This window comes from Thermococcus sp. (assembly GCF_027066465.1).
Classification (GTDB): Archaea; Methanobacteriota_B; Thermococci; order Thermococcales; family Thermococcaceae; genus Thermococcus.
Genome location: NZ_JAMONU010000064.1, coordinates 1 through 13,929 on the forward strand (window position 1 = coordinate 1; position 13,929 = coordinate 13,929).

General features: G+C 55.5%; 18 protein-coding genes. 16 read left to right on the forward strand and 2 right to left on the reverse strand.

Annotated features, from left to right (window positions below; genetic code table 11):
• Both MVK46_RS02755 and MVK46_RS02760 read right to left on the reverse strand, forming a co-directional pair.
• Positions 1-546: cytochrome ubiquinol oxidase subunit I (locus MVK46_RS02755; protein WP_297535107.1), on the reverse strand; the 546-nt coding region annotated here is incomplete at its 3' end.
• Between the two features lie 120 nt (positions 547-666).
• Positions 667-870 carry a hypothetical protein gene (locus tag MVK46_RS02760; RefSeq protein ID WP_297535108.1) on the reverse strand — a complete coding sequence of 68 codons (204 nt, stop codon included), beginning with the start codon at positions 868-870 and terminating at the stop codon, positions 667-669.
• Between the two features lie 144 nt (positions 871-1,014).
• Here MVK46_RS02760 and MVK46_RS02765 point away from each other — a divergent pair, with 144 nt between their 5' ends.
• The 16 genes from MVK46_RS02765 to MVK46_RS02840 all read left to right on the forward strand — a co-directional run.
• Positions 1,015-2,160 carry an FAD-dependent oxidoreductase gene (locus MVK46_RS02765; protein WP_297535109.1) on the forward strand — a complete coding sequence of 382 codons (1,146 nt, stop codon included), beginning with the start codon at positions 1,015-1,017 and terminating at the stop codon, positions 2,158-2,160.
• Between the two features lie 10 nt (positions 2,161-2,170).
• The gene (locus MVK46_RS02770; protein ID WP_297535110.1) at positions 2,171-2,590 is read left to right on the forward strand and encodes a DUF1641 domain-containing protein; all 420 of its coding nucleotides are present in this window, start codon (positions 2,171-2,173) and stop codon (positions 2,588-2,590) included.
• A gap of 29 nt (positions 2,591-2,619) precedes the next feature.
• The gene (hemH, locus tag MVK46_RS02775; protein WP_297535112.1) at positions 2,620-3,510 is read left to right on the forward strand and encodes a ferrochelatase; all 891 of its coding nucleotides are present in this window, start codon (positions 2,620-2,622) and stop codon (positions 3,508-3,510) included.
• Positions 3,503-3,835 carry a hypothetical protein gene (locus MVK46_RS02780; RefSeq protein ID WP_297535114.1) on the forward strand — a complete coding sequence of 111 codons (333 nt, stop codon included), beginning with the start codon at positions 3,503-3,505 and terminating at the stop codon, positions 3,833-3,835. Before hemH ends, MVK46_RS02780 begins: the two co-directional genes overlap by 8 nt.
• Before the next feature lie 10 nt (positions 3,836-3,845).
• A complete protein-coding gene (locus tag MVK46_RS02785) occupies positions 3,846-4,850 on the forward strand; it encodes a DUF3887 domain-containing protein (RefSeq protein ID WP_297535116.1) in 1,005 nt (334 codons plus the stop codon).
• Positions 4,813-5,730: a polyprenyl synthetase family protein gene (locus MVK46_RS02790; protein WP_297535118.1), complete on the forward strand. Its 918-nt coding sequence runs from the start codon at positions 4,813-4,815 to the stop codon at positions 5,728-5,730. The genes MVK46_RS02785 and MVK46_RS02790 overlap by 38 nt, the downstream gene beginning before the upstream one ends.
• 124 nt (positions 5,731-5,854) lie before the next feature.
• The gene (locus tag MVK46_RS02795; RefSeq protein ID WP_297535120.1) at positions 5,855-7,342 is read left to right on the forward strand and encodes a hydrogenase 4 subunit D; all 1,488 of its coding nucleotides are present in this window, start codon (positions 5,855-5,857) and stop codon (positions 7,340-7,342) included.
• Complete coding sequence (locus MVK46_RS02800; protein ID WP_297535122.1) at positions 7,342-9,228, forward strand: complex I subunit 5 family protein; 1,887 nt, start codon at positions 7,342-7,344, stop codon at positions 9,226-9,228. Before MVK46_RS02795 ends, MVK46_RS02800 begins: the two co-directional genes overlap by 1 nt.
• Entirely contained in the window at positions 9,225-9,509 is a 285-nt protein-coding gene (locus MVK46_RS02805; protein WP_167914872.1) for a monovalent cation/H+ antiporter complex subunit F, read from the forward strand. Before MVK46_RS02800 ends, MVK46_RS02805 begins: the two co-directional genes overlap by 4 nt.
• Positions 9,506-9,964, forward strand: a complete 459-nt coding sequence (gene mnhG / locus MVK46_RS02810) for a monovalent cation/H(+) antiporter subunit G (protein ID WP_297535123.1) — start codon at positions 9,506-9,508, stop codon at positions 9,962-9,964. Before MVK46_RS02805 ends, mnhG begins: the two co-directional genes overlap by 4 nt.
• Positions 9,961-10,218, forward strand: a complete 258-nt coding sequence (locus MVK46_RS02815) for a hydrogenase subunit MbhD domain-containing protein (protein ID WP_297535125.1) — start codon at positions 9,961-9,963, stop codon at positions 10,216-10,218. The genes mnhG and MVK46_RS02815 overlap by 4 nt, the downstream gene beginning before the upstream one ends.
• Complete coding sequence (locus tag MVK46_RS02820) at positions 10,215-10,982, forward strand: Na(+)/H(+) antiporter subunit B (protein ID WP_297535126.1); 768 nt, start codon at positions 10,215-10,217, stop codon at positions 10,980-10,982. Before MVK46_RS02815 ends, MVK46_RS02820 begins: the two co-directional genes overlap by 4 nt.
• Complete coding sequence (locus tag MVK46_RS02825) at positions 10,975-11,361, forward strand: sodium:proton antiporter (protein WP_167914869.1); 387 nt, start codon at positions 10,975-10,977, stop codon at positions 11,359-11,361. Before MVK46_RS02820 ends, MVK46_RS02825 begins: the two co-directional genes overlap by 8 nt.
• The gene (locus MVK46_RS02830) at positions 11,358-11,855 is read left to right on the forward strand and encodes a Na+/H+ antiporter subunit E (RefSeq protein WP_297535128.1); all 498 of its coding nucleotides are present in this window, start codon (positions 11,358-11,360) and stop codon (positions 11,853-11,855) included. Before MVK46_RS02825 ends, MVK46_RS02830 begins: the two co-directional genes overlap by 4 nt.
• 9 nt (positions 11,856-11,864) lie before the next feature.
• Positions 11,865-13,439: a proton-conducting transporter membrane subunit gene (locus MVK46_RS02835; protein WP_297535129.1), complete on the forward strand. Its 1,575-nt coding sequence runs from the start codon at positions 11,865-11,867 to the stop codon at positions 13,437-13,439.
• Positions 13,440-13,580: 141 nt separating this feature from the next.
• Positions 13,581-13,929: DUF998 domain-containing protein (locus MVK46_RS02840; protein ID WP_297535131.1), on the forward strand; the 349-nt coding region annotated here is incomplete at its 3' end.

Consider the following 13,929-nt stretch of genomic DNA (forward strand, 5'->3'; position numbering starts at 1 on the left):
AACCAAGAGCGGGTTGAAGACGGCCTTCATGAAGCTCGTCAGCTCGGCCCTCGGACCGAGGGGGGTGTCCCTGATGATGTATCCGGTTGGGGTCTGCTGCCAGCTGTTGGCGATGAGAATCCACAGACCAGAGAGGCTCGAACCGAGGAACACAAAGAACGAGGAAATCCATGTTATTACCCTTGGAAGTCTGTCCATACCGAAGAGGAGCACACCGAGGAACGTTGACTCGAGCGCGAAGGCAAAGAGGCCTTCAAGCATCAGCGGGGGACCGAAGATTGAGCCGACGAACATTGAATACTGCGACCAGTTGGCGCCGAACTCGAACTCCATGACGATTCCCGTTGGGACCCCAAGGACGAAGAAAACTCCAAGCCACTTGGTGAAGAACTTTGCCGCCTTGTGCCACTGCTCCTCGTTCGTTATCGCTGCAACGGTCCAGAGCAGGAAGACCATGAAGGCCATTCCTATGCTCGCGGGCACAAAAATCCAGTGGAAGCCCGCGGTCAGGGCGAACTGTATTCTCGACAGCAACACCGGGTCCATAGCCGGTCACCTCTTTGGTTCACTCTTCAAACTCAAGTTACCGATACCCAAACTTATAATGTTTTCGGAGCACCAATCTTGGGTATTGCTTTCCCAGGAATAAGAACATAAAAGAAAAGGTCAGCCTTTTGCATTCGGACTGTTGGCGGAGGGCATGCCGTGTTTGTGGAAGACCCATATGAGGTAGCCCAGGGCGAAGAGCATCCCCGGAACGACCCAGACAACGTTGTGCACCAAGAACGCTATCAGCACAAACACAAAAGCAAGCAGTATTGATATCAGCCCCGCGATAACCTCCGTTCCCGTCTCCGACTGCACGGTCATGGAACCACCTCAGGTTTAACTTTCGAGGCTCGTTCTTATATCTCTTTCGGACGACTCTCTTTCCGAACCTATTAGGTGCGATAATCAAAAGGGTTATATACCCCACTCAATCATAATCGGAATAGAAACCGCGGAGGTGCAACCATGGTAAGGGTTTTGGTTCTCGGAGGCGGGACGGCAGGTCTCGTTGCCGCTCGCTATCTGAAGGCAGAAGCTGATAGGCTCAAGCTGGACGTTGACGTAACTATGGTAACCGCAAGCGAGAGGCACTACATGCCACCTCTCTTCATGGAGGTCGCGCTCGGTTCCGCCGAGGGGTACGAGACCTGGGCGCCGATAAAGAACGCCGAAAAGGTCTACGGCTTCAAGGTTGACATCGATAAAGTGACCGAGATTGACCTTGATAACAGGCGGGTAAAGACCGAGGGCGGAAGGGTTTACGACTACGACTACCTTGTTCTTGGTCTCGGCATCAAGTATGTCTGGGATAAATACAAAGGCCTTGCCGAGCACGGCTACCACAACTACACCCTTGAAGGAGCCCTGGAGCTTAGGAGGGCCCTTTACAACTTCAGGGGCGGAAAGGTCATTATTTACGTTCCGGAATTGCCCTACAGATGCGGTATATATCCCTTCGAGATGGGACTGGCTCTGAGGGCTTACTTCGAAGTCAGGGGACTTGATGTTGATATAAAGGTCGTCCACCCGAGCGATGGCCCAGCGAGGAGCCTTGGCCCGACCGTGAGCAGGTTCTTTGAGAGGGAGTTCGAAAAAGCCAGAGTGGAGTTCGTCCACCACGACGGCCATGAAAAAATAACCAAGGACAGACTGGTCACCAAAAACATCGAGCTTGACTATGACCTCCTCATCAAGGTTCCGCCCATAGCGATTCCCGACGTCATGGCATTCATGGCAGATAAAAAAGACCCGCGCTGGGCAAAGGTTGAGGGACCGGACTTTCGCTACCCGGGCTACGATGAAGTCTACATCGTCAGCGAAGCGAGCATGCCGCCCCTCGGACTCTTAACGGCAGGCGTCCCACTTCACAATGCGGCGATAGTTTCAGCCACGAGCATACTACACCAGGTGCACGGCGGCTACCCAATAGCTGAATTTGCCCCGACGATGTGCCTTGGAGTGGGCTATCACACGGGATTCACCGCCAACTGTGAGTTCCAGTGGACGGGAGACGGGTACGAGAGAGCGTGCTACCTGCTCTTCAAGAGTCCACTCATAAAGGAGATGAAGGCCGCTTTCTACAGGGGCTGGCTCGACAGTTTGAGGCTGTGAGGTGAGAAAGATGAGCGAGCTCAGTTTCACCCCTGAGGAAATTTCCGCCGTGAAGGAGCTTGTTGAGGTTGCCGTGGCTTTGAAAAAGAGCGGAACCCTTGGTCTGCTGAAGTCCCTCACGGAGAACGGGGACAAGCTTCTTGAAACCATAGCCGAGGAAAAGGCAGTATTAAGGCTCACCGCGATAGGCAACGCCGCCCTTGAACCCCTTAGGGGAATGGAGGCTGAGAAAGTAAACGACATCAGTACGAACGTTGAGGAACTCGTCAAAGCGTTGCTCAAGGCCCTCGCAGAGACCAACCCCAAGGAGGTTCCCAGGGTAGGAATGACAGCCGCTCTCGGCTACCTCCGCGACGAGGACGTCCAGAAGGGACTTGGATTCCTCCTGACCCTCGCGAAGAACCTCGGCGCGGTTTTAAACGAGAAGTGACCCTTTCATTTTCTTTTGGAGGTGAAACCTTGAGGGTTCTCTTCACCTACATGGGGGCGCCGACGACGTCCGATGAAGTTGAGGACTTCATATTCCGCTTTCTCTACGACGTGAGAAGGGATATAGGCCTCGACGTGCCCGGGGCAAAGGTGATAATCCGGCGCATAGCCAGGGCCCGCGCCCGGGCAGTTAGGGACCACTACGCGGTTATGGGCGGGAAAAGTCCCCTCGTGGATTACATGCGTGAGATTGCCGGGCTAGTGAGCGAGAGAACCGGGCACGAGATAGCGCTCGGCATGTGCTATTCTAAACCCCTCCTCGAGGAGCTGAGCGACGGCTTCGACCTCGTCTTTCCCCTCTACCACGTTTACTCCAGCTCGACAACCGAGAGGTGCCTGCTCAAGGTCAGGGAGCTATTCGGCGAGAAGCCCTACGTCAGGGAGTGGTGGAACAACGAGAGGTTCATCGCCTGGGTCAGGCACAACATCGAGAAGGGCCTAGCTGAGAGCGGTTTTGAGAACCCCTACGTTGTTCTAAGCGTTCACAGCCTGCCGAGGAAGGTCATCGAGGGGGGCGACCCCTACCTGAAAAGTCACACCGAGCTGGCAAAACGGGTCATGAGGGGCTTTGACCTCGAGTGGGAGATGGCCTTCCAGAGCAGGTTCGGCAAAGGTGACTGGCTCGGGCCGGAGGTTCCGGAGGTCCTAGAGAGACTTAAGGAGGAGGGCGTTGAGGAGGTTCTGGTTTACCCGCTCAGCTTCCTCGTTGAGAACGTCGAGACGCTTTACGAGCTCGACGTTGAATACCGGGAATTTGCTGAAAAGCTCGGGCTTAGGTTTTACCGGGCAAAGCTCGACCACAGGCACGATTACCTTATCTCGGCGATAGCCCAGGAGCTTGGGAGGTGGGAAAATGGGTGAAAAGTTCTCGGACGTCTTTATAACCTACGTCTTCGGGTTCGTTGGAGCGATTCCAGTAATGCTGATGAAGGACACGAGTGAGTTCCTGAGGAAGCACGCGGCATACTCCAGCGTTGTAGGCTTTTTCTTCTGGGTTGCCTTCATGGGAGCCTGGCACATGTACCCCGGCTACCCGGACTTCGGCTGGTCGCTCTACGTCTTGGCCCTCTGGTACGTCTACGCGGCCTTCGGCATGTGGAAAGCCCTAAAAGGAGAACTGTACAGAATACCAGTAATCGAGAACCTCTCCATTAAACTCATGAGCGTCATCGCCCGCGCCGTGTGAGGGATAGATGATGAAGAAAAAGTCCCTGCTCACGCTGGTCCTCCTCGCTTTCCTTCTTCAACCGGTTGCGGCGGGCCATGCAAACCCAAACGCGTTTATGGAGGAGTTCGTAAAGGCCATCAACACGGGCAACTTCTCGCTGATAGAACACTACATGAGTCCCCAGCTCAGGGAGGAGTTCACGGAGGGCTACTTCGAGAACATAAGGAGCTTCATACTAACGAACTACGGAAGGGTTCTTTCCTTCAAAGCCCTCAACGAGAGCGAGTCAAAGGACATGGAGCTGTACAAGTTTGAGGTAACCTGTGAAAAGGGCTCGTTCCCGGTTCTGCTCGCCTACAAAAACGGCGAACTCGTGGGGATAGCCCTCGGAGTTAGGGCGAAGCCGAACCCGTCGGGAATGGTCGCGATGATTCTGGGTTCCTTTACAGCACTGGGCATTCTCTACATCTTGGTCAGAAAAATAACTCCCCACGACCTCATACTCGGCTCCGGTCTTGCGCTGGCGCTCTCGGTGATAATCCCCTTCTACGGCATAGTTGCCATGTTCACTGTGTCCCTCTACCCAACACTTCAGAGGACCCTCGTAACGGCCCTCGCGACCGCTGTCACGGTGGAGGTTGCTAAGTTCTACCTCTCCAGACGGAGGGACGGCCTCGCGATAGGACTCGGACTCGGCATCGGCCAGTACGTCCTCCTCGCCGTCGGAACCTTTGTGGCCGTCAACTTCATACTTCAGCTTCCCGTTTCCTTCACGGGTTCAACATTCTCGGCCTTTCTCGTGGCCCTCGCCTTCACGCTCTTCCACGCGGCGAGCGCACGTTCGTACACGGCCGTCAAAAGACCCGTCTACATGCTGCCCTTCATCGCCATCGAGTTCGCGGCACTCGTTCTGATGTCCCTGAACATGGTGTACCCGGGCGTGGCCGCGATAGGGCTTGGCGTCCTCATCGGCGCTAGGGTCGGAGGTGTGTGGAATGGAATCGCTGGACGAGAAGCTCCTCGAAACCCTTGAGGGAAGCGTTGAGCTCGCGAAGAAAATCGGGGAGTACATAATCAGAAGCGGAGGAAAGAGGATAAGGCCGAGGATAACCCTGGCAGTTGCGAGGGGTCTTGAGCTCGATGAGAACGACGCCCTCGACCTCGCCTCAGCGGTGGAGCTAATACACACCGCCAGTTTAGTTCACGACGACGTCATTGACCTGGCGGAGAAAAGGAGGAACAACCCGACCGTCGTCATGCGCTGGGGACCGGAGCTTGCCGTCCTCAGCGGTGATTTTCTCTTCGTTAGGGCCTTGAGGATTATAGCGGGGAAGAAGGTCGAAATGGTGGACTACGTCGCGAAGGTCGTTGAGGAGATGGTTAAGGCCGAAATCCTTCAGGAGGCCGTGCGCGGGAGCGTTCACTTTGACCTCGACACCTACTACAGGATAATAGACGGAAAAACTGGACGGCTCTTCGGTGCGGCTTTTGCACTTCCAGCTTATTACCTCGAAGAACCCTACTGGAGAGAACTCGACAAAGCTGGAACGCTCGTGGGCAGGGCGTTTCAGATAATAGACGACGTCCTCGACTACTTCCCCGGAACCGGAAAGGACCGCTTCAAGGATTTGCTCAACGGGAAGACCACCCTCCCCCTGATACTGTACACGGAAACCTACGGCTCATCGCTCGTTGAGAGAGTCCTTGAGAACCCGAGCGAGGAGAACCTTCTCGAGCTGTTCGAGAGGATGAAATCGTCGGGGGCGTTCAGCGAAGCGGTCCGAAGGGCAGAGGCCTACGTGGAGGAGGCCCTGAAGGTCGTCTCAGACCTTCCATTTGACGGCCGGCACGTCATAGAACTCGTCTCGGACTACTTCGAAGGGGTGTTTAAGAAGTTCGGCGCCTTGAGGTGAGTTCGCCTATTGAGTTTCAGAGAGGTGGTGATGCCGTAAAAATTCTTTCGAAAAAGAACGAAAAACTTTAAAAAGGTTCGTTAGACAAACCTAATGGATTTTGGTCTCACGTGGAGGGTGGGCGATGATAGGACTTCTCGCAACCCTTACCTTCACAGTCCCCCTTATCGCAGGGCTAATCCTCTTCAGGTTCGACGAGAGAAAGGCGGACGTTATAATGCTCTCCTCCCTTCTCGCGGCGCTCGTCTTTCAGCTCGGAGTTGCCGTTCTGTACGTGACAGAGGGCGAGGGCCTTATTCACATCACTTACCTTAAAAGCCTCCAGTTCGGCGAGGTTTACGGCATTATAATCGACCCCATGAGCGTTCTGATAGGCACGGTCGTTGCCGTTGCGGGATTCATTTTCATGTTCTACGGCGTCGAGTACATGAGCGAGAGGAACGTCGGACACCCTGGAGGAAAGGGCAGGGGACTCTTCTACGCCTGGATGACGCTCTTTGAGGGTGCCACCCTCGGGTTCATATACTCCTCGACCTTTCTCGGCCTGCTCATCTTCTTCGAGCTGATGGGGCTTGCCTGCTGGGGCGTCGTGAGCTTCTACAACACCAAGGAAGCGAGGAGAGCTGGCTTCAAGGCCTTCATAATCCCGAACGTTGGTGCTATGATAGGCTTCTACACGGCCATCTACATCGGCCTCACCCAGCTCCACGATTTAAGTTTGTTCTCGCTCTCGAAGGTCTCGCCCGATATAAAGCCCTGGCTGTTCTTAGCTTTGCTCATAGCGGGCTACACCAAGAGCGCCCAGTTCCCGACCTACTCGTGGATTCCGGACGCGATGGAGGCCCCAACCCCCGCGAGCGCTTTCCTTCACGGCGCGGCGATGGTCGAGATGGGCGTTTACCTCGTCGCGAGGGTCATCCAGTTCATCGGTTCCCTTCCAGTCTGGGTCTTCTACTTTATGGCCATCATGGTCTCCCTCACGCTCCTCATCCCGATACTCAACTATCCTGTCCAGAAAGATGCCAAGAGACTGCTCGCTTACTCGACGGTGGCAGAGGCGGGAATAATGTTCTCCGGATTGACATACGCCGTCCTCGGCCTCACGGGCAAAGCACCGGGCTTTGACATCGGCCTCAAAGCGGCGATGTTCCAGCTGACAACCCACGCCTTCGTCAAGGGGCTCGGCTTTCTCACCGCTGGAACCTTCACGTACTCCCTCGGAACCCTCGACCTGAGGGAGGTTCGGGGACTTGGCAGGGTCCTTCCCATAAACGGACTTGCCTGGGGGATATCCCTGCTTGGACTGGCCGGACTGCCGCCAATGGGCATAGCGTTCAGCAAGGCTGAACTTGTTGCTGACCTCGCCCTAGTTAGAGCCTCGGCGCTCGCGTGGCTTCCCGTGCTCATGGTCCTGGCTGAATCAACGGTCTTTCTCTGGGTTGGACTCAGGTGGATAACGAGAAACGTCTTCGGGGAACCAAACGCCGAAAAAGTTCGCACCCATCCAGTAATAACGGCCTCACTTCTCATCCTGATGGTTCTTATCTTTGTTTCGGCATATCTAGCGTATCCGCTCGTTGAGGAGATAACCTTCTACGGGGTGGTTCCGTGATGGTCTGCGCGACAGAACTTGCCCTCGGACTGCTCCTCATAGGGGGAATCGTCGGACTTTTTACTGGCAGGAGGGTATCATACCTGTTCACGTTCCTTGCGTCACTCGTTGTGTTCGCAGTGTCCTTTAAAGGATTGGAAGGATTTTCGGGGGAAATCCTGCCATTCCTGCCGACGAGCATCAGGGTGGACCCGCTCTCGGCCCTTTTTCTTCTCGTTTTTGCCTTTGTAACCCTTGCCCTTTCCCTCTACCTGCCCTTCTACGAGATTAAGGGGAGCTCCAGATACCTTACAATGGCGACCAACATGGCACTCCTCTCCGGACTGCTGTTCCTCGTTACCGACAACGTCGAAAGGCTAACCCTCGCGTATGAGCTTTTTGCGGTCTTTACGGCCGTTATGATTCTAACATCCGGAACTAGGGGGTCAAAGAGGTCGGCAGTGCAGTATCTCGTCCTGACCCAAATCTTCGGCATCGTTCCCCTCCTCACCGTAATGGGCGTAGCTTACGGTGCCGTTGGAGATATGCACCACCTAACGTTTGGAGGCCTCCGCGAGAACCTAGGAGGGCTCCCCGCCAACCAGACCCTTCTGATGGCGCTCCTACTTTCCGCTTCCCTTGTCAGAAGCGGGGCATTCCCCCTTCACGTCTGGGTTCCAAGAGCGTACCGCTCACTTCCAAGCCCCTTCATCCCGGTCTTCCTGCTGGGGGAGGCCCTTGGCCTTTACCTTATAATGAGGTTTTACCTCTTTGTATTTCCGGCAAACGGCACCTTTGGCTACATCCTCGCCTTCATAGGAACGATAACGGCCTTTGCGACCCTCTACTCCTTCAAGGAAATCAGGCTCAAGCGCAAATTTGCATACCACAGCGTTATGGATGTCGGAATAGCGTACTTCGCGCTTGGAAGTGCCATCGTCCTGAAGGGGAGCATCCTCGGTAGCGTTGCCCTAATAGGTGCGATTCTCCACATACTTTATCAGGTTCTTTACAAGAGTGCGACGTTCTTCGGCCTCGGCGCGATAGAGCACTACGGCGAGGAACCCAACATCTGCTCCCTGAGAAAGCTCCTCCGCGGCCACGTCATCGCCCTTCTCATCACCCTCTCGGTTTTTTCAATGGCGGCCGTTCCCCCTCTCTCGGCATTCGTTAGCAAGTGGCTGATATACACATCCGCATTGGGAAGCGCAAACGTTCTGCTGTGGCTGATGGTTCTAACAATAACCTTCCTCGGAATGTTTCCGCTGGCCTCGATAATTCAGGTCAGGAGAATAAACAGGCTCCTGTGCAAGAGGGAGGTCGAGAGGGAGGACATACCCCTCCCAATAAGGACGGTTACGGGTTTTGTAGCGCTCACCAGCGTCATAGTGTCGGTGTTCCCGTTTGTGCTACTCCCCTGGTTCACGGGGTCGCTTGAAGAGCTAAGCGTCCCCCTCCCCGAAAACCCGGTCCAGCTGTTTCTTGCACATCCCGGCGCCCTCCTAGCCCTCACACTCCTCATGCTCACGACGTTTGCCGGCTGGAGGGTTGGAAGAATACCGACCGACGAGGTCAGTGAAATCCTGCTGATATTCTACAACGTTGGCGACATACTTCGGTATACCGCAGACTATTTCACGTCAACAGCCAAGAACTTTTACCTCCAGCGCGTGCTCCCGCTCGTGAAGGTTATCCCGAAGCACGAGGTGCCGCTCATCAGGGACTACGACGATGCGCTCGACTACCCGGTGAGGCACCTCGACGAGGCTATGTTCATGCCCCTGATAAGGGCCGTTGAAAGGCTCGCCCGCTGGGGCAAGGCGAGGAACCTCGATATGAACGCTCTCATAAGCGGCTTCGCCATTGTGATGGCGATTTTGATAGTTCTCCTGGGGGTGTTCGCATGAACGTTGAGGTCGTCTTCAACGAGGTTCTCTACTTTGCGGCCGTCATATACACCTTCGCCTTTGTGCTCTACGGGATTCGAGCCATCAAAGGCCCGACGACGGCCGACATAATCCTCGCAGTTGACTGCCTGTCCTTCGACATGGCGGCGTTCATGGTAATATTGGGAATCTACTTCAAGTCCATCATGCTCGCGAGCGGTGCGATAATCCTGGCCCTGTGGGCCTTCATGCTGGACATCTACTACACCAAGTACGTCCTCTACGGGGAGGTGGAGGTATGATTATCGAGGACATAATATTCACCATCGGCTCGGTCGCGATACTCCTTGGGGCGGTCTACGACCTCATAGCGGCGATAGGTCTGCTGAGGTTCGGCGACTTCTACATGAGGACTCACGCTGCCACCATTGGAACCGTTGGGGGGGCTGTTCTGCCGGTCTTTGGAGCGGGCCTCGTCGCGCTCGTCTACCATCCCCTCGGCGCCCAGAGGTTCTTCATGGCGGGCATAGCGTTCACCGTTGGCGTTCTAATCCTCCTGATAGCACCGACCGGAACGCACTCAATAGTTTCCGCCGTTTACTTTGGAAGGATAGGAAAGAAGCCCAGGCTTGTTGTTGACCAGCTCGAGGAGGACCTGCCGAAGAGGAAGGATGTTGTTGAACTTGTCCGGGAGCATGAGGGACTGCCCAGTGAAGGGGAGGAGCGGGAGTTCGTTTTCAGGAGGATGGTGAGATGATTGGAATACACCTAGCGATACTCGCGATAGTCGTTTCATTCGGCTTCGTCTTCAGCTATCTTGCCATGAAGGAGCACGACCTGCTCAAGGCCCTCGCTTTGAGCTCCGTCCAGTCAACGTTCTTCGCCCTCGGTTTCTACATCTTGGCAGCCCCGGACATAGTCCTTGCCTACCTCGCCATAGCAGTGGGAGCCTACACCGCCCTCGTAATCCTCGCCATAAGCAAAACGGAGCGCTACGAGGTGGGAGAATGAAGAGGGACGTTATCGTTGCTGTTTCCTTCCTCCTCGCGTTCCTTTTCATCGCATACGCCGTGGTTTACATAAACGTTCTCGGACTCGGAGGGGCCGAGCTGAGGCCTCTGGGCGAGTTCTACCTGGGCCACGCCTTCGCCCACGAGGGTCTCACGAGCCACAGCCCTGAAGTCGTTACTGCCATAGTCTGGAACTACCGCGGCTTCGATACGCTCTTCGAGACCTTCGTCTTTTTCCTCGCCATAATGGGAGCGTTCAGCGTTTTGAGACTAACGAGGGAGCAGGAATCCATCGTTAGGGAGCTTGAGGCGAAGGAGCCGCACAGGCAGATGGACCTCATAACCCGCGCAACCACGAAGCTCGTAGTTGTGATGATAGTCGCAATCTCAGCCTCGATAGCGCTCCACGGCCACTTAACTCCGGGAGGCGGCTTTCAGGCGGGTTCAGCCATGGCCGTTGCCTTGCTCCTGCTCTTCGCGGTGTTCTCGAAGTTCACCCTTGAGAGAAAGGGCCTCAACCTGAGGCACACGATTTCTGCCTACGCCCTCGGCTTAGCTTTAATCCTCGCCACTGTTCTCGCTCCGGTTTTCCTATACGGCGGTAAGGTGCTCGAGATAAACCTCCTGCCCGGAGAAACCGGCCTCTTCAACCTCGACGTCGGCGAATACACCGCCGTAACCTTCGGCTTCCTGACGGTGTTCCTCGTGCTCGGCGTCTCGGAGTGGATATTCAAGACAGTCCTCAGGGGTGAGGTCGATGATTAGCTTCCTCCTCGCATACATCACGCTGACGCTCTTCGGCATGATACTCCTCGGAATCTACGGAGTTGCCACGCGCTCCAACCTGATTAAGAAAATCATAATGCTCAACGTCATGGGAGATGCCATAAACATGCTTTTCATCCTAATCGGCTACCGCCTTGTCTTCCCGGTCTTCCCGCCGATTTACGAGAAGCACATAACCTTTGAGGAGTTCCTGAGCAGGGCCGTTGACCCGGTTCCGCAAGCTTTGGTTCTCACCGCCATAGTCATCGGAATGGCCATGAACATACTGCTGGCTACCTATGCGATACAGTTCTACCGCCTCCACGGGACGGTTGATGCAAGGGACATGGCCGAGATAATGGGGGGTGAGGGCGAATGAGGCTCAGGTTTTCACCGGCGACGTTTTTCATAGTGCTGGCAACGTACCTGTTCTACACGGGTTCGGCCACAGAGTACGACATAGTTACGGGCTCGATAGTCGCGCTCATAGTTTCCTTCATCGTCGGCCACTGGCTGGTGGAGAACGAGCTCAAGTTCTTCTCGCCGAAGAGGTGGTTCTATGCCATCGTCTACGCCCTCCGCTACTTTCTCATCGAGGAAACCAAGACGCACATCGACGTGGCAAAGAGGGTCTTCACGCTCAAGGCCAACCCCGGCATAGTGAGGATTCCGCTGGAAGTTGAGAGCGACTACGGAAAGGTTCTCGTTGCAAACTCGATAACCAACACGCCCGGAACTGTTGTGGTGGACATAAGCGACGACGGAAAGTGGCTCTACGTTCACTGGATTGACGTTTCCACGCTCGATGAGAAGGAAGTGAAGGGGAGCATAGTTGCCTACTTCGAGGACTACGCGAGGAAAATCTTCGACTGAGGTGATGGCATGGGGGTCGGACTCGTTCCGGTAATTCCGCTCGGCTTCGCCTTCTTCCTGCCCTTCGTGGCCTTCATGACCGGCAGAAAGAGGGGAATTGTAATAGCCTACTCGCTCATCGCCCTCACCGTTACGTTCCTCGCTGGAATCTGGCTGTTCAATAGGGCCTATTCGAGCAGTGAACCCCTCGTCTACGCTTTCGGCAACTGGGTAGCGCCCATCGGCATAGTCTTCGAGGTGGACAAGCTCTCGGCGACGCTCGTTTTAACGGCCACATTCGGCTTCCTCCTCGCGGGAATTTACTCGGCGAAATTCATAAGGACGCACGGCCTCGAGTTCTACTACACCTTCCTCCTCGGGCTTGAGGCCGGAACGCTCGGGGCCTTCATGACGGGAGATGCCTTCAACGCCTTCGTCATGCTCGAGGTCATCGGCGCGAGCGCCTACGCGATAGTCGGCTTCTACCGCAACAGGAGCGAGGCCGTTGAAGGGGCCTTCAAGTACGGTATCAGCGGGGCCGTCGCGACGAGCCTCTACTTTTTGGCTCTCGGCTTCATATATGCATCTTTCGGAACCCTCAACATGGCCGATCTAAGCGCCAAGTTCCACGGGGTTTCCTTCCCGGTAACTACAAAGCTCTTCGGCGACCCAACGCTCGCTTTGGCCATCTTCTTCGCGCTGACTTTAGCTATGGTTATAGTCAAGAGCGCAATCTTCCCCGGCCACTACTGGCTTCCGAGCGCCTATTCAGGCGCGCCGATTCCCGTCGGAGCGATACTCAGCAGTTTCGTCGAGGTCGTCGGAATCTACCTGCTCGCGCGCTACACCTACACGCTCTTCCACGGGCTTCCCTTCTGGAGGACCCTCTCGCTCGTCTTCCTCGTCCTCGGAACGGCGACGGCATTCCTCGGCTCGATTATGATGCTCGTCCAGAAGAACGTCAAGAGGCTCATCGCTTACTCTACGATACTCCACATGGGCTACCTCTTCATGACCCTCGGCGTTGGAACCCAGCTCGCGCTGATGGCAATCGACTTCCACATCGTCAACCACGCGATAGCGAAGACCCTCCTGTTCTTCACGGTTGGAGCCTTCATCTACCGCAGGGGGGCTGTGAAGGTCGAAGACTTAGCTGGAGTCGGCAGGGAGATGCCCCTCAATACCTTCCTCTTCGGCCTGGCGACGCTCAGCCTCGTCGGTGTTCCGCCCCTCAACGTCTTCTTCAGCAAGATGCTGATTTTCAACGCCCTCCTCCAGGTAAGCCCGCTCGTGGCTTCCGTCGTGATAATAACGAGCGCGATAGCCGCGTGGGCCTACTTCGGGCTCTTCATAACCCTCTGGCGCGGAGAGCCAGTCGAGGGACACCACGGACATGAGGAGCATGAAGAAACGGAGAGGCACGAGATCCCGCTATTCGTGGCAATTAACTTAGTCCTCGGAATCCTCGTTGTCCTTTTCGGCCTCTTTGCCCCGGTGATAATAGACAGGTTTTTTCATCCGGCAGCGATTCAGGCGATGGACTGGAGGGGTTACGTTGACGCGGTGAAGAAACTGGCGGAGGCTACTTTCTCGGCCCTCGGCTGACATCTCCCTTTTTCCACGGCCTGCCAAAGGTGTTGTGGCTCACTTTCTCCCACTCGAAGAACTCCATGCCACCACCAACGGAAGTCCTCAACCAACATAAAAGGTTTTTACGCACAAGCTCGAAGGAATTAGGGGGTCAAAATGGTCTCGAAAAAACTCGCGTGGAGCGGTTTTGCGGGCGGTCTCGTCTACTGGCTCTTCGTTGCATGGAGCATAAGCCGAAACCCCTGGTTCTCATTCTGGAGGAACGCGCTGAGCGACCTCGGCGGGACCAATGCGAACTCGCCCTGGATTTACAACGCCGGCCTGGTGGTTACATCGTTCTTCGTGCTGGCCTTCGCTGTCTATCTAATCTCAACGGCACTCAACAAAGCCCAGACCGTTGGTGGGGCCTACGTAAGCGTCTCGGCCATCTTCCTGGCCCTGATAGGGATATTCCACGAGGGAACGAGGCCCCACGTCTTCGTCTCGACGTACTTCTTCGTCCAGT

Excerpts from the sequence above, each read along its gene's own strand:
- MVK46_RS02760 (WP_297535108.1), bottom strand. The coding sequence starts at position 870 with ATGACCGTGCAGTCGGAGACGGGAACGGAGGTTATCGCGGGGCTGATA.
- MVK46_RS02765 (WP_297535109.1), top strand. The coding sequence starts at position 1,015 with ATGGTAAGGGTTTTGGTTCTCGGAGGCGGGACGGCAGGTCTCGTTGCC.
- MVK46_RS02770 (WP_297535110.1), top strand. The coding sequence starts at position 2,171 with ATGAGCGAGCTCAGTTTCACCCCTGAGGAAATTTCCGCCGTGAAGGAG.
- MVK46_RS02780 (WP_297535114.1), top strand. The coding sequence starts at position 3,503 with ATGGGTGAAAAGTTCTCGGACGTCTTTATAACCTACGTCTTCGGGTTC.
- MVK46_RS02785 (WP_297535116.1), top strand. The coding sequence starts at position 3,846 with ATGAAGAAAAAGTCCCTGCTCACGCTGGTCCTCCTCGCTTTCCTTCTT.
- MVK46_RS02790 (WP_297535118.1), top strand. The coding sequence starts at position 4,813 with ATGGAATCGCTGGACGAGAAGCTCCTCGAAACCCTTGAGGGAAGCGTT.
- MVK46_RS02795 (WP_297535120.1), top strand. The coding sequence starts at position 5,855 with ATGATAGGACTTCTCGCAACCCTTACCTTCACAGTCCCCCTTATCGCA.
- MVK46_RS02800 (WP_297535122.1), top strand. The coding sequence starts at position 7,342 with ATGGTCTGCGCGACAGAACTTGCCCTCGGACTGCTCCTCATAGGGGGA.
- MVK46_RS02805 (WP_167914872.1), top strand. The coding sequence starts at position 9,225 with ATGAACGTTGAGGTCGTCTTCAACGAGGTTCTCTACTTTGCGGCCGTC.
- mnhG (WP_297535123.1), top strand. The coding sequence starts at position 9,506 with ATGATTATCGAGGACATAATATTCACCATCGGCTCGGTCGCGATACTC.
- MVK46_RS02815 (WP_297535125.1), top strand. The coding sequence starts at position 9,961 with ATGATTGGAATACACCTAGCGATACTCGCGATAGTCGTTTCATTCGGC.
- MVK46_RS02820 (WP_297535126.1), top strand. The coding sequence starts at position 10,215 with ATGAAGAGGGACGTTATCGTTGCTGTTTCCTTCCTCCTCGCGTTCCTT.
- MVK46_RS02825 (WP_167914869.1), top strand. The coding sequence starts at position 10,975 with ATGATTAGCTTCCTCCTCGCATACATCACGCTGACGCTCTTCGGCATG.
- MVK46_RS02830 (WP_297535128.1), top strand. The coding sequence starts at position 11,358 with ATGAGGCTCAGGTTTTCACCGGCGACGTTTTTCATAGTGCTGGCAACG.
- MVK46_RS02835 (WP_297535129.1), top strand. The coding sequence starts at position 11,865 with ATGGGGGTCGGACTCGTTCCGGTAATTCCGCTCGGCTTCGCCTTCTTC.